We start from the raw sequence: 18,687 nt of genomic DNA, 5'->3' as shown, positions 1-18,687 counted from the left end.
CGGCTTCCCGCCCCGGCGGTCGGCCGAGGGGGGATCACGGTCATGGGCACGGCTTCCAGGGACATCGAGGCGGACACCGGCCTGCCAGGCGAGCAGGACGGCCGTCCGCGCCCGGGACGCCGACTCGCGCTGCCGCCGGCTGCACGGCCGTACGCGGCTCCGCTCGCCCTGTACGGCGTCACGAAGATCGTGGGGCTCACCATATTCGCCTGGCTGCTGGAGTACGCCGGTGACTACCACAGGAAGGACCCGCGGTTCGGCGGCGGCGCCCACTGGTGGGACGTCCTGTCCAGCTGGGACGGCTGGTGGTACCTCCAGGTCGCCCGGCACGGGTACGACCCGAAGCCGCTGGAACCGCTGCCTCCGGGCGGGCTGTTCACGGTCAAGCAGAACTCGGTCGCCTTCTTCCCGCTCTACCCGGGAGCGATCCGCGCCGTCTCGGAGGTGACCGGGCTCGGCCTGTACGGCTCCGCGATCCTGGTGTCGGTCCTGGCGTCCCTGGTGGCGGCGGCCGGCATCTACGCGGTGATGTCGTCGCTGGCCGGAGTGCGGGCGGGGGTGATCGCGGCCGGGCTGTGGGCCGTCGTACCCGGGGCGGGCGTCGAGTGGGCCGTGTACTCCGAGTCGCTGTTCGTCGCCATCGCGGCCTGGACCTGTTGGTACGTGATGCGGGGCCGCTGGGTGCCGGCGGGTCTGCTGGCCTTCCTGGCGGGCCTGAACCGGCCCACCTCGGCGGCGCTCATCGGCGCGGTGGGCCTGGCCGCCCTGGTCACGCTCCTGCGGCGGGACGGCCGGCGCGAGCACGGCGTCGCGGGGCCGGTCTACGCGATGATCGCGGCGCCGCTCGGCCTGCTCACGTACGTCCTGTGGGTCGGGGTGAGCATGGGTGACCTGACCGCCTACTTCAGGCTCCAGCGCGAGGGCTGGGCGCACTACTTCGACGGGGGCGCCTACACGCTGGACGTGCTGCGCAACGTCGCGGTCGGCCACAGCAACTACCTCTTCGCCTTCTCCACGCCCGATCTGCTCGGCGTGCAGCTGGTGATCGCGCTGCCCTTCCTGATCGCTCTGATGCTGCGCAGGAAGCCGCCGCTGGTGCTGGTCGCCTACACCCTGGCCGGCATCGTCACCGTCCTCGGCACGCAGCAGATGTTCGGCAACACCTCCCGCTATCTGCTGCCGTCCTTCCCCCTGCTGCTCGCCCCGGCCGCCGCCATGAGCCGGCTGAAGTGGCCGAGCCTGACGGTGTTCTTCACGACGGCGGCGGTGGCGTCGGGCTGGTACGCCCACTATGTGATCTTCGAGTTGGGGATTCCGTAGGGTCCGGGAGCGTCGGGGCCGGTGACCGCTCGCCGGGCCCGGCGTTCCGTGCCGCGGGCCCCTCGCCCGGCCGCGAGGACGTCCTCCAGGCGCAAGAGCTGGGCCCGGCCGGCCTTTGCGACCGGGGCGAGGTGGCCCAGCTGGAACCATGTGCGGATGGTCGCGGGCGCGACGCCGGCCTCCTGGGCCGCGAGGGGTCCGGGGCTCAGGGTCGGCAGGTCACTGCGGGGGCGCGGTGCGTCGGGTCGGCGGGCAGCCGCTCATCGGGCGTCCTCCCGGTCCGTGGCCGTATGCCGCCGCTCCCGCTTGTCCCAGGTGTCACAGCACCGCGGCGCGGTCGGGAAAGGCGCGTAGGGAGGCGAGTCGCATCAGGGGCACCGGCCGGACACGCGGACGACAGTACGGTCTCGGTGTCGGTGTCGCCGACCGCACGGGCGCAGGGCGAGCCATGGCAAGGCATGGGGTGCCGCCGTACGGCCAGGGCTGGCGGGACCGTTCCGTAACACCCGGGGACACCGTGAAATCGTCTTTGACCCAGACTCGCCGGCGACTGGTGGAACTGGCAAGTCTCCTGGAGTCGTCCCTCAGATTCCACCGAATGATGCTTTTTCCCTGGCTCCACTGACGGTGATTTTCGCGCACTGGTTCATCTCGACCATCGTCGCCGTCGCCCTCACGCAACCCGCGATCAAACCTACAGACCCTCAAAGGAAAAGCGACAGCGCCACAAGGACGACCAGTAGGCTCACGACACCGATCAGCACCGGAGCCCATTTCCCGGACTGCACATCCACGGCGAACCGAGGGCTCGTGCGATTCTCCGGATCGTAGACGATATCCGCCACGGCACCGAGAGCTATCGGCGGCTTGCTGTAGTAGATGCCCAACTCGCGCCGGACCAGCGAGCCGTGGACGTCAAGGAACTCCATCTGGATGGCGTACTTGCCGCCCGAACCCAGCGTTCGATCCACACAGGTGGCCGTCACGCACACCCCCCTGCGCCTGAGGGTGCTGCGCGAAACATGGTTGGTGATCAGGGCCGCGAGCACGACCAGCAGAAAGAAAAGAGCGCCCACTATTCGCTACCCCCGCGCCGTCACCGCTCACAGCCGTCACACGCTCCGCCAACCTAGCGGTTGACCACTCCGGAGGGAAGCAGAAGCCCTGCCTCCGGAAAAGTTCTGATCAAGATCGATGAAATCAAGACACGGCTGACCGGCCGATGCCTCCGGCCCGGCCGGCCACCCGCACCTATCTCGATGAAAAGACGAAGCCGTTCGCCGGTGAATCCGGAAACGAAGAGAAGGAGAAGGGAGAGAATAAATAAGCCGAGTAGAGGCGGAGAAAACGCGGAAGCTCAACGAGGCGGCGGAAAAACACTGCGGGGAACGCCGAAGGGCGGCCACCCGCACTGGGGTGACCGCCCTTCGGCTCATGCTCGCTTACTGGTTGTACGGACCGTAGTCGTAGTCCTCCAGCGGAACGGCCTGGCCGGAGCCGGCGCCGAACGGCGAGTAGTCGATGTCGTCGTAGCCGACGGCCGAGTACATCGCGGCCTTGGCCTCCTCGGTCGGCTCGACCCGGATGTTGCGGTAGCGGGACAGGCCCGTACCGGCCGGGATGAGCTTACCGATGATGACGTTCTCCTTGAGGCCGATGAGGCTGTCGGACTTGGCGTTGATCGCCGCGTCCGTCAGGACTCGGGTCGTCTCCTGGAAGGAGGCGGCCGACAGCCAGGATTCCGTCGCCAGCGAGGCCTTGGTGATACCCATCAGCTGCGGACGACCGGAGGCCGGGTGACCGCCCTCCTGGACCACACGACGGTTCTCGGTCTCGAACTTCGAGCGCTCGACCAGCTCGCCGGGCAGCAGCTCGGCGTCGCCGGACTCGATGATCGTCACGCGGCGGAGCATCTGCCGGATGATGATCTCGATGTGCTTGTCGTGGATCGACACACCCTGCGAGTTGTACACCTTCTGGACCTCGCCGACCAGGTGGACCTGGACGGCACGCTGACCCAGGATGCGCAGCACGTCGTGCGGGTTGGTGGCACCCACGGTGAGCTGCTGGCCCACCTCGACGTGGTCGCCCTCGCGGACCAGGACCTTGGCACGCTTCGAGATCGGGTACGCCGTCTCGTCGCTGCCGTCGTCCGGGGTGACGACGATCTTCTTGGTCTTCTCGGTCTCCTCGATCCGGACGCGGCCGGAGGCCTCGGAGATCGGGGCGACACCCTTCGGGGTACGGGCCTCGAAGAGCTCGACGACACGGGGCAGACCCTGGGTGATGTCGTCACCGGCCACACCACCGGTGTGGAAGGTACGCATCGTCAGCTGGGTACCGGGCTCACCGATGGACTGGGCGGCGATGATGCCGACCGCCTCACCGATGTCGACCAGCTTGCCGGTGGCCAGCGAACGGCCGTAGCACATCGCGCAGGTGCCGACGGCGGACTCGCAGGTCAGGACCGAGCGGGTCTTGACCTCCTCGACGCCACGGGAGACGAGCTCCTCGATGAGCACGTCGCCCAGGTCGGTGCCGGCCGGGGCCAGCACCTGGCCGTCGACCACGATGTCCTCGGCGAGGCAGCGCGCGTACACGGACGTCTCGACGTTGTCCGCCTTGCGCAGCACGCCGTCGGCGCCGCGCTCCGCGATGTGGAGCTTGAGACCACGCTCGGTGCCGCAGTCCTCCTCGCGGATGATGACGTCCTGCGAGACGTCCACCAGACGACGGGTGAGGTAACCCGAGTCGGCGGTACGCAGGGCGGTGTCCGCCAGACCCTTACGGGCACCGTGCGTGGAGATGAAGTACTCCAGCACGGACAGGCCCTCACGGAACGACGCCTTGATCGGACGCGGAATCGTCTCGTTCTTCGCGTTCGACACCAGACCACGCATACCGGCAATCTGACGCATCTGCATCATGTTGCCTCGTGCACCCGAGTTCACCATCATGAAGATCGGGTTGGTCTTCGGGAAGTTGTCGTTCATCGCCTCGGCGACCTCGTTGGTCGCCTGGGTCCAGATCTGGATGAGCTCCTGAGTGCGCTCTTCCTTGGTGATCAGACCGCGCTCGTACTGCTTCTGGACCTTCTCGTCCTTGGCCTCGTACCCGGCGACGATCTCCTTCTTCGCCTCGGGGACGACGACGTCGGAGATGGCGACGGTGACGCCGGAACGGGTGGCCCAGTAGAAGCCGGACGCCTTCAGGTTGTCGAGCGTCGCCGCCACGATGACCTTCGGGTAGCGCTCGGCGAGGTCGTTGACGATCTCGGAGAGCTGCTTCTTGCCGACCTCGTAGTCGACGAACGGGTAGTCCTCGGGCAGCAGCTCGTTGAAGAGCGCGCGGCCCAGGGTGGTGTTCAGCCGGAAGCTGTCACCCTGCTGCCACTCCGGCTCGCCCTCCTCGCGGGCCGGCGGGGTCCAGCCGCGCGGCGGGATGGTGCCCACCGGGAAGCGGATGTCCACGCGCGACTGCAGCGACAGCTCGCCGGCGTCGAACGCCATGATCGCCTCGGCCACGGACGCGAACGAGCGGCCCTCGCCCTTGACGTCACGCATCTCGCCGTCGGTGGTGAGGAAGAACAGACCGAGGACCATGTCCTGGGTCGGCATCGTCACCGGACGGCCGTCGGCCGGCTTGAGGATGTTGTTCGAGGACAGCATCAGAATGCGGGCCTCGGCCTGTGCCTCCGCGGACAGCGGCAGGTGCACGGCCATCTGGTCACCGTCGAAGTCCGCGTTGAACGCGGTGCACACGAGCGGGTGGATCTGGATGGCCTTGCCCTCGACCAGCTGCGGCTCGAAGGCCTGGATGCCGAGGCGGTGCAGGGTGGGCGCACGGTTCAGCAGCACCGGGTGCTCGGCGATGACCTCTTCGAGGACGTCGTACACCACGGTGCGGCCGCGCTCGACCATGCGCTTGGCCGACTTGATGTTCTGCGCGTGGTTCAGGTCCACCAGGCGCTTCATCACGAACGGCTTGAACAGCTCCAGCGCCATCGCCTTCGGCAGACCGCACTGGTGCAGCTTCAGCTGCGGGCCGACGACGATCACGGAACGCGCCGAGTAGTCGACTCGCTTGCCGAGCAGGTTCTGACGGAAACGACCCTGCTTACCCTTCAGCATGTCGCTGAGGGACTTCAGCGGGCGGTTGCCGGGGCCCGTGACCGGGCGACCGCGACGGCCGTTGTCGAAGAGGGCGTCAACAGCCTCCTGAAGCATGCGCTTCTCGTTGTTGACGATGATCTCCGGGGCACCGAGGTCCAGGAGCCTCTTGAGACGGTTGTTGCGGTTGATCACACGGCGGTACAGGTCGTTCAGGTCGGAGGTCGCGAAGCGGCCACCGTCCAGCTGCACCATCGGACGCAGGTCCGGCGGGATGACCGGGACGCAGTCCAGGACCATGCCCTTGGGGCTGTTGGAGGTCTGCAGGAACGCGGAGACGACCTTCAGGCGCTTCAGCGCACGGGTCTTCTTCTGGCCCTTGCCGGTGCGGATGATCTCGCGGAGCCTCTCGGCCTCCTCCTCGAGGTCGAAGGACTCCAGGCGCTTCTGCAGCGCCGCGGCACCCATCGAACCGTCGAAGTACGTGCCGAAGCGGTCACGCAGCTCGCGGTAGAGCAGCTCGTCGCCCTCGAGGTCCTGGACCTTGAGGTTCTTGAACCGGCTCCACACCTCGTCGAGGCGGTCGATCTCGCGCTGCGCACGGTCGCGCAGCTGCTTCATCTCGCGCTCGGCACCCTCGCGCACCTTGCGGCGCACGTCGGCCTTGGCGCCCTCGGCCTCCAGCTCGGCCAGGTCGGTCTCGAGCTTCTTGGCGCGGGCCTCGAGGTCGGCGTCGCGACGGTTCTCGATCTGCTGGCGCTCGACCGAGACGTGCGCCTCCAGGGAGGGCAGGTCGCGGGTACGGCGCTCCTCGTCGACGTACGTGATCATGTACGCCGCGAAGTAGATGACCTTCTCCAGGTCCTTCGGGGCGAGGTCGAGCAGGTAGCCCAGCCGCGACGGAACGCCCTTGAAGTACCAGATGTGCGTCACGGGCGCGGCCAGCTCGATGTGGCCCATCCGCTCACGGCGCACCTTGGCGCGCGTGACCTCGACGCCACAGCGCTCGCAGATGATGCCCTTGAAGCGGACGCGCTTGTACTTGCCGCAGTAGCACTCCCAGTCCCGGGTCGGACCGAAGATCTTCTCGCAGAAGAGTCCGTCCTTCTCGGGCTTGAGGGTGCGGTAGTTGATGGTCTCGGGCTTCTTGACCTCACCGTGGCTCCACTGACGGATGTCGTCAGCGGTGGCCAGGCCGATCCGGAGCTCGTCGAAGAAGTTGACGTCGAGCACTATGCGTCAATCCCTCTCAGGGTCGAAAGTCTGTGGTCTGAAACGGGGGCCTGGGGGTCGGCGGGGCCCTGTGGGTGAGGGCCCCGCCGGACTCCCGTCAGACCTCTTCGACGCTGCTCGGCTCGCGCCGGGACAGGTCGATACCGAGCTCCTCCGCAGCGCGGAAGACGTCCTCGTCGGTGTCACGCATCTCGATGGACATACCGTCGCTGGACAGCACCTCCACGTTCAGGCAGAGCGACTGCATCTCCTTGATGAGCACCTTGAAGGACTCGGGGATGCCGGGCTCGGGGATGTTCTCGCCCTTGACGATGGCCTCGTAGACCTTCACGCGGCCGGTGACGTCGTCGGACTTGATGGTCAGCAGCTCCTGGAGGGCGTAGGCGGCGCCGTACGCCTCGAGTGCCCACACCTCCATCTCGCCGAACCGCTGGCCACCGAACTGGGCCTTACCACCCAGCGGCTGCTGGGTGATCATCGAGTACGGACCGGTCGAGCGGGCGTGCAGCTTGTCGTCGACCAGGTGGTGCAGCTTCAGGATGTACATGTAGCCGACCGAGATCGGGTCCGGGAACGGCTCACCGCTACGGCCGTCGAACAGCCGCGCCTTGCCGGACGGGAGCACCATGCGCTCGCCGTCGCGGTTCGGGATGGTGTGCTGCAGCAGACCCGCCAGCTCGTCCTCGCGGGCACCGTCGAAGACCGGGGTGGCGACGTTGGTGCGCGGGGCGACCTGGTCGGCGCCGATGGCCTGCAGACGCTGGGCCCACTCGTCCGCGAGGCCGGAGACGTCCCAGCCGCGGCTGGCGAGCCAGCCGAGGTGGATCTCCAGGACCTGTCCCGGGTTCATTCGGGACGGCACACCCAGCGGGTTGAGGATGATGTCGACCGGAGTTCCGTCCTCGAGGAACGGCATGTCCTCGATGGGAAGGATCTTCGAGATGACACCCTTGTTGCCGTGACGGCCGGCGAGCTTGTCACCGTCGGTGATCTTGCGCTTCTGCGCGACGTAGACGCGGACCAGCTGGTTCACGCCCGGCGGCAGCTCGTCGCCCTCCTCGCGGTCGAAGACGCGCACGCCGATGACCTTGCCGGTCTCGCCGTGCGGCACCTTCAGCGAGGTGTCACGGACCTCACGGGCCTTCTCACCGAAGATCGCGCGCAGCAGGCGCTCCTCGGGGGTCAGCTCGGTCTCACCCTTCGGGGTGACCTTGCCGACGAGGATGTCGCCGGCGATGACCTCGGCGCCGATGCGGATGATGCCGCGCTCGTCGAGGTCGGCGAGGACCTCCTCGGAGACGTTCGGGATGTCCCGGGTGATCTCCTCGGGGCCGAGCTTGGTGTCACGGGCGTCGACCTCGTGCTCCTCGATGTGGATCGAGGAGAGGACGTCGTCCTGCACGAGGCGCTGCGACAGGATGATCGCGTCCTCGTAGTTGTGACCCTCCCACGGCATGAACGCCACGAGCAGGTTCTTGCCGAGGGCCATCTCGCCGTTCTCGGTGGCCGGACCGTCGGCGAGGACCTGGCCCTCGATGATCCGGTCACCCTCGTTGACGATGACCTTCTGGTTGACCGAGGTGCCCTGGTTGGACCGGGCGAACTTGTGCAGGCGGTACGTGATGTACGTGCCGTCGTCGTTGGCGGTGGTGATGTAGTCCGCGGAGACCTCCTGGACGACACCCGCCTTCTCGGCCTTGACCACGTCACCGGCGTCGACGGCGGAGCGGTACTCCATGCCGGTGCCGACGAGCGGGGCCTCGGACTTAATCAGCGGCACGGCCTGGCGCATCATGTTCGCGCCCATGAGGGCACGGTTGGCGTCGTCGTGCTCGAGGAAGGGGATCATGGCGGTCGCGACCGACACCATCTGGCGCGGCGAGACGTCCATGTAGTCCACGTCCTCGGGGCCGACGTAGTCGACCTCGCCGCCACGGCGGCGGACGAGCACGCGGCTCTCCTCGAAGCGGAGGTCGCTGGTCAGCGGCGCGTTGGCCTGCGCGATGACGAAGCGGTCCTCCTCATCGGCGGTCAGGTAGTCCACCTCGTCGGTGACCTGGCCGTCGATGACCTTGCGGTACGGGGTCTCGACGAAACCGAACGCGTTGACCCGACCGTAGGAGGCGAGCGAGCCGATCAGACCGATGTTCGGGCCTTCAGGGGTCTCGATCGGGCACATACGGCCGTAGTGCGAGGGGTGGACGTCACGGACCTCGAAGCCGGCCCGCTCACGGGAGAGACCACCCGGGCCGAGCGCGGACAGACGCCGCTTGTGCGTCAGACCCGACAGCGGGTTGTTCTGGTCCATGAACTGGGACAGCTGGCTGGTGCCGAAGAACTCCTTGATGGAGGCGACGACCGGCCGGATGTTGATCAGGGTCTGCGGCGTGATCGCCTCGACGTCCTGCGTGGTCATGCGCTCGCGCACGACACGCTCCATACGAGCCAGACCCGTGCGGACCTGGTTCTGGATCAGCTCGCCGACGCTGCGCAGACGGCGGTTGCCGAAGTGGTCGATGTCGTCGGTCTCGACGACGACCGTCTCGCCGTTGTCACCGGTCGTCTCGGTCTCGCCGGCGTGCAGCTGCACCAGGTACTTGATCGTCGCGATGATGTCCTCGACGGTCAGGATGCCCGCGTCCAGCGGGGTGTCCGTACCCAGCTTCTTGTTGACCTTGTAGCGGCCGACCTTGGCGAGGTCGTAGCGCTTGGGGTTGAAGTACAGGTTCTCCAGCAGCGTCTGCGCGGCCTCACGCGTGGGGGGCTCACCCGGACGCAGCTTGCGGTAGATGTCGAGCAGCGCGTCGTCCTGGCCCTGGGTGTGGTCCTTCTCCAGGGTGGCGCGCATCGACTCGTAGTCGCCGAACTCCTCGAGGATCTGCTCGGTCGTCCAGCCGAGCGCCTTCAGCAGCACGGTGACCGACTGCTTGCGCTTGCGGTCGATGCGGACACCGACCATGTCACGCTTGTCGATCTCCATCTCCAGCCAGGCACCCCGGGACGGGATGATCTTGGCGGAGAAGATGTCCTTGTCGGACGTCTTGTCGATGGAAGAGTCGAAGTAGACACCGGGGGAACGGACCAGCTGCGACACCACGACACGCTCGGTGCCGTTGATGACGAAAGTGCCCTTGTTCGTCATGAGCGGGAAGTCGCCCATGAAGACGGTCTGGGACTTGATCTCGCCGGTCTCGTTGTTGGTGAACTCGGCGGTGACGAAGAGCGGGGCGGCGTACGTGAAGTCGCGCTCCTTGCACTCGTCGATGGAGTTCTTCGGCGGCTCGAAGCGGTGGTCCCGGAACGTCAGCGACATCGACCCGGAGAAGTCCTCGATCGGGGAGATCTCCTCGAAGATCTCCTCCAGACCGGACTTGGTGGGGACGTCCTGACCGTTCTCAAGAGCCTCCTCGACCCGAGTCTGCCAGGCGGTGTTGCCGAGCAGCCAGTCAAAGCTCTCGGTCTGCAGCGCGAGCAGGTTCGGAACCTCGAGGGGCTCCTTGATCTTTGCAAAGGAGATGCGCAGCGGGGCGGTGCTTGCGCCGTTGTTCATATTCGCGGTCGAGGCAGTGCGCGAGGCGGCCAAGAGGGGGTCCTTCCGAGGGCTCGGACTCACTACGCGCGTACCGGTCCCCCTCCCGTACACAGAGACAGAAACCCAGAAACCCCAGGTCAGGGGAGTTTCGGTCGTTGTGCTCGAGTGAGGGCAGACCCCTGGTGACGGGCAGGGGACAGCTAACAGGCAGCGCAAAGGGTCAGTGTAGCCACTTGGCACACTGATGTCCAGTGCGGGTTTCGCGAGACCCTCGTTGTCCTCAACGCCTTCCGGCCTGCCTGCCCTCAACGCACGTTGATACTGCCCTCTTCGTCGTCGATCCATGCCTCGGATTCGGATCCTTGTGACGACGCGTCCTGAGAATTGCGCGCTGCGTGCGGTTCGTCAAGGCCCCCAAGCCCGAACGGAGCCGTCCGGAGACACAACGAAGATCACCATACCCCCCGCCGTGGCGAGTTCAAGGCAACCGCGGTCAGGCCCCGGACATGCCGAAGAGCGACCACCCGGATGGATGATCGCTCTTCGGTGTGCGCGCGTTACAGCCCTACGGAGCTGTAGTCAGCGTGCGGTGAGGTTCGAGGAACCCGGAAGGTCTTACTTGACCTCGACCGAGGCGCCGGCAGCCTTGAGGGACTCGGCGGCCTTCTCGGCGGCTTCCTTGTTGACCTTCTCCAGAACCGGCTTCGGGGTACCGTCGACCAGGTCCTTGGCCTCCTTCAGGCCCAGGGAGGTCAGCTCACGCACGACCTTGATGACCTGGATCTTCTTCTCGCCGGCACCGGTGAGGATGACGTCGAACTCGTCCTTCTCCTCCTCGGCCTCGGCGGCCGGGGCACCCGGGACGCCGGCCATCATGACCGGGGCGGCGGCGGCAGCGGTGACGTCGAACTTCTCCTCGAACGCCTTCACGAACTCGGAGAGCTGGATCAGGGTCATCGACTCGAACTCGGCGAGCAGTTCTTCCTGGGTGAGAGCCATGATGGCTTTCCTTCCACTAAATCGGCTGGTGCCGGATGTACATGACTGGCGGGCGTACGTTGGCCCGCTACGACCGCTGCCTCAGGCGGCGGTCATGATGCGAGCCGAATTACTCGGCACCGCCCTGCTCGTCCTGCTTGGCGCGCAGCGCGTCCACGGTGCGGACGAGCTTCGACGGCAGCGCCTGGAAGACGGAGGCAGCCTGGGACTGCTTCGCCTTGAAGGCACCGGCCAGCTTGCTGAGCAGAACCTCGCGGGACTCGAGGTCCGCAAGCTTCTTGATCTCGTCGGCGGACAGCGCCTTGCCTTCAAGGACACCGCCCTTGATGACGAGATTCGGGTTCTCCTTGGCGAAGTCACGCAGACCCTTCGCCGACTCCACCGGGTCACCGGTGACGAAGGCGACGGCCGTCGGACCAGCGAAGAGCTGGTCGTCCAGCGTGATCCCGGCCTCGTTGGCCGCAATCTTGGTCAGCGTGTTCTTCACCACGGCGTACTGGGCGTTCTCACCGAGCGACCGGCGCAGCGTCTTGAGCTGCGCCACGGTGAGACCGCGGTACTCGGTCAGCACGGCGGCGTTGGAGCTGCGGAACTTGTCCGTCAGCTCCGCAACCGCGGCAGCCTTGTCGGGCCTCGCCATAGAGCCTCGGCCTCCTTCCGGGTGATTCGGACCGCGCGGACCCGAAGGAGGACTGGGGAAAACGAAACGCCCCGGCGCAGGCGCACGGGGCGGACTCGACCGGCTGCACACGCGTGACGCGTCTGCCCCGGGAGTTCTTCCACTGTCACCTGCGCGGGTCGCCCACTTTTCAGCGGATCCTTCGGCCACCGCACCCTCGCTCGAGCGCACGGCAACGACCAGCGGTCTTTGGCTTCTGCAAGAGAGTACGGGACCCGGGCGCCGTCGAGCAAATCGGGCCGTAAAGGCGCTCAGCCCCGGGCCTTGGGCGCCGCAGGCGCGGGAACGACCACGGTGTCCCCGGCCGGAGGTCTCGCCACGCTCACCGGCTTCCCGTAGCCGCGGAAGGTGGCGGTCAGGTCGAGTTCGCCGTGCCGGCCGAAGCCGCGTATGCGCTGACGCCTGACGCGGTCCTGCCCGTCGATCCACACGTCCAGGGTCAGCTCATCGACGCCCATCTGCGCATACATGTCCAGGCTCCGCTTGCGTCCGGCGCGGCCGGGACCTCCCAGGCCCTTCAACCGGCTTCGCAGGTCGTGGACGGTGACCGTGCCCGTGTAGTGGGTGGTGCGGGTCTTGCCGACGGTCTCGGTGCCGGTGCGGCGGATGTTCTCGGCGGCGGTGAGGAACGCGGCCTCGCGGGCGGGATTCTGCGTGGCCTGGTCCCGCATTCCGCTCATGTCCATCTTCAGCCCGCCGTAGGAGCGGACGTCTGTGGTGCTGCCGAAGTCCGCCCAGTGCTTGCCATGGGTCTTCTGGGGCACACCGTGCTCGCTCATGCTCTCGTAGAGGTGGCCGTCGACCAGGCGCAGCTCGACGGCCGTGTCCGCGTCGGGGCTGCCGAGGTAGGTGATCCTGATCCGGCCGGTGGCCGGCTTGGCGCCGGTGGCCCCCTCGATGCCCAGCCGCTGTCCGGGCACCCGGCCGGTGATGCGGTAGCGCAGTGAGCCGACGGCCTCCGTCCTGCGTACGGCCTTGTCGACGGCTGCCGCCTGCGGCCTGCCGGGGGCCTTGTCGCCGTCGGCCGCCGCCGTACAGCCGGCCACGGTTGCGACGAGAGCTGCGGTCAGGGCGGCGAGCGGCATGCGTATGGACGACTTCATGGGAAAACCCCCCGAGGAACGCTCAGCTGGTGCGTGGTCGGCGCACAGCAAGATCGCGAGCGTACCTCAGCGGGTTCCCGGGGTTCCCGGTGTTCAGCTCTTCGGAGTCAGGACATGGTGCCGGTGCCGCCCGACGCGGCGCCGGCGGACTTCATCATGTCCGCGAAGTCCACGGTGTCGGCGGTCGGCGGCGCGGCGGCGGTGACCTTCACGCCGTAGTCGCTGTAGTAAGCGGTGCTGACCATGGGGCCGTTGGCCATGTCGGCCTTCTCGACCTTCTTGACCAGGAGGTTCTGGTCGCTGATCCAGAGGTCCACGTGCTCCGTGGTGATGCCCGCCTTGGTGAGCTGCTTCTTCAGGTCCGCCAGCTGGGAGGCGGTGAGGTTGTGGTTGGTGCGGTCGGCGAGGTCGGCCACGTTCACCGTGCCCGCGTAGTGCGTGGTGTGCTGGCCGGAGACCGTCTCCTCGCCGGCCTTCTTCACATCGCCGGAGGCCAGCAGCATCTTCACCGACTGGTTGGGCGTGGTGTTCTGCATCTGGTCCTTCAGATACGCACCAGAGCCGCCGCCGAGCTTGGCCATGTCGTCGTAGCCGTACCGCAGCCAGTGCTTGCCGCCCGTCTGCTGGGCGAACTTGTCGCTCATCTTGGCGTAGTAGGCGTCCGACAGGTAGCGCGCCTCGACGGACGTGGAGCCGGCCTTGCGCATCGCGTCGGCCATCTTGCCGCCGGTGTACGTGATGGTGAGGTCGCCCTGGAGGCCGTGGCCCCAGGCGAAGGCGCCGGTCGCGTCCATCGACATCGCGGTGCCGACCGACATGGTGGCGCGGACCTTCGCCGAGTCGGCGTTCTGGGTGGACTGCTCGGCGGAGCGCAGGGCGGCGATGGGGTTGACGTGGATCGGGTTCCCGCCGGCCGCCTTGTCGCCGCCCTTGCCGGAGTCCGAGGAGCCGCAGGCGGCCACTCCGGCCAGCGCGGCCACCACTGCGATGGAAAGGGTCGTCCGGCGCACGGTCGTGCTCTTCATGTTGGTGTCCCACCCCTGATGCGAGTCCTGTGCCTGCACCGTAACCCAGGCCACTGACAGTCGTACGGAAGGTCGTCGCACAAAGAAAGGACGGGCCCCGCAACCGAATGGTTGCAGGGGCCCGCCCTTTGCTTACGCGTCCGTGACGCGGCTACCGGGTGAGCGCGGGGCTCAGACGGCGGCCGGGTCCTCCTCGACGAGGAGGTTGCGGGTGCGGTTCGGGTCGACCGGGATGCCGGGGCCCATCGTGGTGGTGATGGCGGCCTTCTTGATGTAGCGACCCTTGGCGGCGGACGGCTTCAGACGGAGGATCTCCTCCAGCGCGGCGCCGTAGTTCTCCACCAGCTTGGCGTCGTCGAAGGACGCCTTGCCGATGATGAAGTGCAGGTTCGAGTGCTTGTCGACGCGGAACTCGATCTTGCCGCCCTTGATGTCGGTGACGGCCTTGGCGACGTCGGGGGTGACGGTGCCGGTCTTCGGGTTCGGCATCAGACCACGCGGGCCGAGGACGCGGCCGAGGCGGCCGACCTTGCCCATGAGGTCCGGGGTGGCGACGACGGCGTCGAAGTCCAGACGGCCCTTCGCCACCTCGTCGATCAGCTCGTCGGCACCGACGATGTCGGCGCCCGCGGCACGCGCGGCCTCGGCACGGTCACCGGTCGCGAAGACCAGGACCCGGGCGGTCTTACCGGTGCCGTGCGGAAGGTTCACGGTGCCACGGACCATCTGGTCGGCCTTGCGCGGGTCGACACCCAGACGGAAGGCGACCTCGACGGTGCCGTCGAACTTGGTCGTGGAGGTCTCCTTGGCGAGACGGACGGCCTCGAGCGGGGCGTAGAGCTTCTCCCGGTCGACCTTGGCGTCCGCAGCGCGGAGAGCCTTGCTGCGCTTGCTCACAACTTGCTCCTGTGTGTTCTGAAAGGAGTCGTGGTCCTCGGGCCGAGCAGGCCCTGCCACGTGCGGCCGGTCACGGCCGCATGACTACTAGGGGGTGGGGTCTCAGCCCTCGACCGTGACGCCCATGGAACGCGCGGTGCCGGCGATGATCTTCGCGGCGGCGTCCAGGTCGTTCGCGTTCAGGTCGGGCATCTTGGTCTGGGCGATCTCGCGGACCTGCGCCTCGGTGATCTTGGCGACCTTGGTCTTGTGCGGCTCGCCGGAGCCCTTCTCGATGCCCGCGGCCTTGAGGATCATCTTCGCGGCCGGCGGCGTCTTGGTGACGAAGGTGAAGGAGCGGTCCTCGTAGACCGTGATCTCCACCGGGATGACCCAACCGCGCTGCGACTCGGTCGCGGCGTTGTAGGCCTTGCAGAACTCCATGATGTTGACGCCGTGCTGACCCAGCGCGGGGCCGACCGGCGGGGCCGGGTTGGCGGCACCGGCCTGGATCTGGAGCTTGATGAGCCCCGTGACCTTCTTCTTCTTGGGAGGCATTACTCTCCGGGTCCTTTCATTCGGGTCCTGCCCGCCGTCCGGGGACCACCCGGATGCAGGCATACCGCACAACGATAACGGGTATGGATGTGCGGCCAAAAACCGAGCAGGTCAGACGGTCTCCCGCAGGCGGGGTCACCCCCCAGCGTGAGTCCGCCCGACCTGGCCGGTGGCTTAGATCGCCGAAGACGTCAGTTCTTCTGGATCTGGTCGAAGGACAGCTCGACCGGCGTCTCGCGGCCGAAGATCTCGACCAGGCCCTTGACCTTCTTCGAGTCGGGGTTGATCTCGTTGATGGTCGCCTGGAGCGTGGCGAACGGGCCGTCCGTGACGGTGACCGAGTCGCCGACCTCGAAGTCCAGCACCTGGACCTCGACCTTGCGCTGCGGGGCGGGCTTGCCCTCGGCCTCGGCGGCCTCGCGGGCGGCCTTCTCCTCGGCCTCCGGGGCGAGCATCTTGACGATCTCGTCCAGGGTCAGCGGGTACGGGTCGTAGGCGTTGCCGACGAAGCCGGTGACGCCCGGGGTGTTGCGGACGACGCCCCAGGACTCGTTGGTCAGGTCCATGCGGACCAGGACGTAACCCGGCAGCTTGTTCTGCTTGATCGTCTTGCGGTCGCCGTTCTTGATCTGGACGACCTCTTCCTGCGGCACCTCGGCCTGGAAGATGTAGTCCTCGACGTTCAGCGAGACGGCGCGCTGCTCCAGGTTGGTCTTCACGCGGTTCTCGTAACCGGCGTAGGTGTGGATGACGTACCACTCGCCGGGCAGGGTGCGCAGTTCCTCGCGCAGGGCCGCGATCGGGTCGACCGGAGCGGCCGGAGCCGTCTCCTCCTCGGCCTCGGCGGCCTCTTCGACCTCGGCGGCTTCCTCGCCCTCGGCGTCGTCCTCGACGTGCAGCGCGGCCTCCTCGGCCGGCTCGCCCGCCTCGGCCTCGGCAGCCTCGAACTCGTCCTGCTCGTCCGCGCCCTCGACGATGTCAAGCTCGTCGTCCACCGTCTCGTCCGGCTCGATGGCGTCGTTCAGGTTCGGGTCAGACACGATGGCTGCTTCTTCCTGGATACATAGGGGTGGAACATGCGAAAACGGGCGCCGGTACCACGGCGCCCTTCGCTCTTGGCTCAGCCGAAGACGTACTTGGCCGCGTGGTTGAGCCCATAGTCAATCACGGTCACCAGGGCGATCATGATGACGACGAAGAAGATCACCACGGTGGTGTACGACGTCATCTGGTTGCGTGTCGGCCAGACAACCTTACGGAGCTCCGCGATGACCTGGCGGTAGAAGATGGCGAGGCGCTTCAGCGGGCCCTTCTTGGCACGCTTGCCACCCTTGCGGGCCTTCTTCTTGGACTCCTGCACCTCGTCCTGGGCATCAGGCGTGTCGATGGAGCCCACGGCGTCCGTCATTCGTCCTCACCTGATCCCGGGTCGTGGCCGTGCCGCGCCCGGTTCCTGAGCCGCACGGCGGTGCATTGCTGTACGTACATACGCACACATCCTGGCGGTGTGTGTAGCAGGGCCGGAGGGACTTGAACCCCCAACCGCCGGTTTTGGAGACCGGTGCTCTACCAATTGAGCTACGACCCTTTGTGTGCCCCCCAACGTACCGCATCCGGCCGGGTGCTCGGTGTGCACCGGTTGTGGCGGCGGCTGCTGAAGGCCAACGAGGTGAGAGTGTACGTGGTCTGCGGCCCGGCGTCGAACAGAAAGAACCACTCCGGGGCGGTCGAACCGAAGATCGTCCTGGCCGGGCACGGAATTCGGACCCTTGTTCACACCGCGCACCCCGGTCGTTCCGTCCGCCGCCTTCTCGACCGCAATCGACAGCGCCACGCTCCCGGCCGGCCACGCCCCGTCACGCTCCGCGCCACCGCCGGCCGGGCCGGCCGGTGCCTTCAAGGGCCCACGGACCGGATGCTCCGGCCTGCAGCGTCAGCCATATCGTCCTACAGGTGAAACCGGCGTGCCGCGTGGGTTTCCGGTCTGAAACGATGTCCCCATGAGCGCTGCAACCCCTCCCACCGAGCGCCGGGTCTCCGCCCGAATCGGCGCGATCTCCGAGTCCGCCACCCTCGCCGTGGACGCCAAGGCCAAGGCCCTCAAGGCCGCCGGGCGTCCGGTGATCGGCTTCGGCGCCGGCGAGCCCGACTTCCCGACACCGGACTACATCGTCGAGGCGGCCGTCGAGGCCTGCAAGAACCCCAAGTACCACCGCTACACCCCGGCCGGCGGTCTGCCCGAGCTGAAGGCCGCGATCGCCGCGAAGACGCTGCGCGACTCCGGCTGGGAGCCCGACGTCTCCCAGATCCTGGTCACCAACGGCGGCAAGCAGGCCATCTACGAGGCGTTCGCCGCGATCCTCGACCCGGGTGACGAGGTCATCGTCCCGGCGCCGTACTGGACGACGTACCCGGAGTCGATCCGCCTGGCCGGCGGTGTCCCGGTCGAGGTCGTCGCGGACGAGACGACCGGCTACCGCGTCACCGTGGAGCAGCTGGAGGCGGCCCGCACGGAGAAGACCAAGGTCGTCCTGTTCGTCTCCCCCTCCAACCCGACCGGCGCCGTGTACTCGGAGGCCGAGACCGAGGCGATCGGCCGCTGGGCCCTCGAGCACGGCCTGTGGATCCTCACGGACGAGATCTACGAGCACCTGGTCTACGGCGACGCCGCGGCCGTCTCCCTGCCCGCGCTGCTGCCCGAGCTGCGCGACAAGTGCATCGTGGTCAACGGCGTGGCCAAGACGTACGCCATGACCGGCTGGCGCGTGGGCTGGATCATCGGCCCGAAGGACGTCGTCAAGGCCGCGACGAACCTGCAGTCGCACGCCACCTCGAACGTCTCCAACGTGGCCCAGGTGGCCGCCCTCGCGGCCGTCTCCGGCGGCCTGGAGGCCGTGGCGAAGATGCGCGAGGCCTTCGACCGCCGCCGCCGGACGATCGTGCGGATGCTCAACGAGATCGACGGCGTGTTCTGCCCGGAGCCCGAGGGCGCCTTCTACGCGTACCCGTCGGTCAAGCCCCTGCTGGGCAAGGAGATCCGCGGCAAGCGCCCGCAGAACACGGTCGAGCTGGCCGCGCTGATCCTGGAGGAGGCCGAGGTCGCGGTCGTCCCGGGTGAGGCCTTCGGCACGCCGGGCTACCTGCGGCTGTCGTACGCGCTCGGCGACGAGGACCTCGTCGAGGGCGTGAGCCGCGTGCAGAAGCTGCTGGCGGAGGCGCGGGACTGACGTCCGCTGCTCACGCAGGGCTCGCG

The 18,687-nt window shown here is 67.5% G+C and carries 13 protein-coding genes and 1 tRNA gene; 2 read left to right on the top strand and 12 right to left on the bottom strand.

Annotated features, from left to right (window positions below):
* Positions 1-42: 42 nt before the first annotated feature.
* On the top strand, positions 43-1,320 hold the full coding sequence (locus K7G59_RS18390) for a glycosyltransferase family 39 protein (protein ID WP_225835521.1): 1,278 nt from the start codon (positions 43-45) through the stop codon (positions 1,318-1,320).
* A gap of 704 nt (positions 1,321-2,024) precedes the next feature.
* Here the strand turns inward: K7G59_RS18390 and K7G59_RS18380 are convergent.
* From K7G59_RS18380 to K7G59_RS18325, 12 genes are all read right to left on the bottom strand, one after another.
* Complete coding sequence (locus K7G59_RS18380; RefSeq protein WP_225835520.1) at positions 2,025-2,396, bottom strand: hypothetical protein; 372 nt, start codon at positions 2,394-2,396, stop codon at positions 2,025-2,027.
* A 366-nt stretch (positions 2,397-2,762) separates the two neighbouring features.
* Positions 2,763-6,662, bottom strand: coding sequence for a DNA-directed RNA polymerase subunit beta' (locus K7G59_RS18375; protein ID WP_225835519.1), 3,900 nt, complete (start codon positions 6,660-6,662; stop codon positions 2,763-2,765).
* A 97-nt stretch (positions 6,663-6,759) separates the two neighbouring features.
* Entirely contained in the window at positions 6,760-10,245 is a 3,486-nt protein-coding gene (gene rpoB / locus K7G59_RS18370) for a DNA-directed RNA polymerase subunit beta (protein WP_225835518.1), read from the bottom strand.
* 564 nt (positions 10,246-10,809) lie between these two features.
* Positions 10,810-11,196 carry a 50S ribosomal protein L7/L12 gene (gene rplL / locus K7G59_RS18365; protein ID WP_225835565.1) on the bottom strand — a complete coding sequence of 129 codons (387 nt, stop codon included), beginning with the start codon at positions 11,194-11,196 and terminating at the stop codon, positions 10,810-10,812.
* A 106-nt stretch (positions 11,197-11,302) separates the two neighbouring features.
* Entirely contained in the window at positions 11,303-11,833 is a 531-nt protein-coding gene (gene rplJ, locus K7G59_RS18360; RefSeq protein WP_184818502.1) for a 50S ribosomal protein L10, read from the bottom strand.
* Between the two features lie 290 nt (positions 11,834-12,123).
* On the bottom strand, positions 12,124-12,975 hold the full coding sequence (locus tag K7G59_RS18355; RefSeq protein WP_225835517.1) for a hypothetical protein: 852 nt from the start codon (positions 12,973-12,975) through the stop codon (positions 12,124-12,126).
* A 107-nt stretch (positions 12,976-13,082) separates the two neighbouring features.
* Positions 13,083-14,000: a hypothetical protein gene (locus K7G59_RS18350; RefSeq protein WP_225835516.1), complete on the bottom strand. Its 918-nt coding sequence runs from the start codon at positions 13,998-14,000 to the stop codon at positions 13,083-13,085.
* A gap of 171 nt (positions 14,001-14,171) precedes the next feature.
* Positions 14,172-14,897: a 50S ribosomal protein L1 gene (gene rplA, locus K7G59_RS18345; protein WP_225835515.1), complete on the bottom strand. Its 726-nt coding sequence runs from the start codon at positions 14,895-14,897 to the stop codon at positions 14,172-14,174.
* A 102-nt stretch (positions 14,898-14,999) separates the two neighbouring features.
* Positions 15,000-15,434 (bottom strand): 50S ribosomal protein L11, encoded by a 435-nt coding sequence (gene rplK / locus K7G59_RS18340; protein ID WP_023547415.1) that lies wholly within the window; start codon positions 15,432-15,434, stop codon positions 15,000-15,002.
* Between the two features lie 191 nt (positions 15,435-15,625).
* The gene (nusG, locus tag K7G59_RS18335) at positions 15,626-16,474 is read right to left on the bottom strand and encodes a transcription termination/antitermination protein NusG (protein ID WP_225835514.1); all 849 of its coding nucleotides are present in this window, start codon (positions 16,472-16,474) and stop codon (positions 15,626-15,628) included.
* An 80-nt stretch (positions 16,475-16,554) separates the two neighbouring features.
* The gene (secE, locus tag K7G59_RS18330) at positions 16,555-16,842 is read right to left on the bottom strand and encodes a preprotein translocase subunit SecE (RefSeq protein ID WP_225835512.1); all 288 of its coding nucleotides are present in this window, start codon (positions 16,840-16,842) and stop codon (positions 16,555-16,557) included.
* 107 nt (positions 16,843-16,949) lie between these two features.
* Positions 16,950-17,022: transfer RNA gene (locus K7G59_RS18325), tRNA-Trp, on the bottom strand.
* A 412-nt stretch (positions 17,023-17,434) separates the two neighbouring features.
* On the opposite strand from K7G59_RS18325, the gene K7G59_RS18320 reads away from it, so the two are divergent.
* Positions 17,435-18,661 (top strand): pyridoxal phosphate-dependent aminotransferase, encoded by a 1,227-nt coding sequence (locus tag K7G59_RS18320; RefSeq protein WP_225835510.1) that lies wholly within the window; start codon positions 17,435-17,437, stop codon positions 18,659-18,661.
* Positions 18,662-18,687 lie beyond the last annotated feature (26 nt).

Origin of the sequence: Streptomyces sp. NK08204 (assembly GCF_020400585.1) — a bacterium.
In the GTDB taxonomy this organism is placed as follows: Bacteria; Actinomycetota; Actinomycetes; order Streptomycetales; family Streptomycetaceae; genus Streptomyces.
Note: the sequence above shows the minus strand (reverse complement) of the source record. Positions and strands in the feature narration are given on the sequence as shown.

Bases quoted from the DNA above. Each gene is read 5' to 3' on its own strand.
- K7G59_RS18390 (WP_225835521.1), top strand. From the start codon at position 43: ATGGGCACGGCTTCCAGGGACATCGAGGCGGACACCGGCCTGCCAGGC.
- rplJ (WP_184818502.1), bottom strand. From the start codon at position 11,833: ATGGCGAGGCCCGACAAGGCTGCCGCGGTTGCGGAGCTGACGGACAAG.
- K7G59_RS18355 (WP_225835517.1), bottom strand. From the start codon at position 12,975: ATGAAGTCGTCCATACGCATGCCGCTCGCCGCCCTGACCGCAGCTCTC.
- K7G59_RS18350 (WP_225835516.1), bottom strand. From the start codon at position 14,000: ATGAAGAGCACGACCGTGCGCCGGACGACCCTTTCCATCGCAGTGGTG.
- rplK (WP_023547415.1), bottom strand. From the start codon at position 15,434: ATGCCTCCCAAGAAGAAGAAGGTCACGGGGCTCATCAAGCTCCAGATC.
- secE (WP_225835512.1), bottom strand. From the start codon at position 16,842: ATGACGGACGCCGTGGGCTCCATCGACACGCCTGATGCCCAGGACGAG.
- K7G59_RS18320 (WP_225835510.1), top strand. From the start codon at position 17,435: ATGAGCGCTGCAACCCCTCCCACCGAGCGCCGGGTCTCCGCCCGAATC.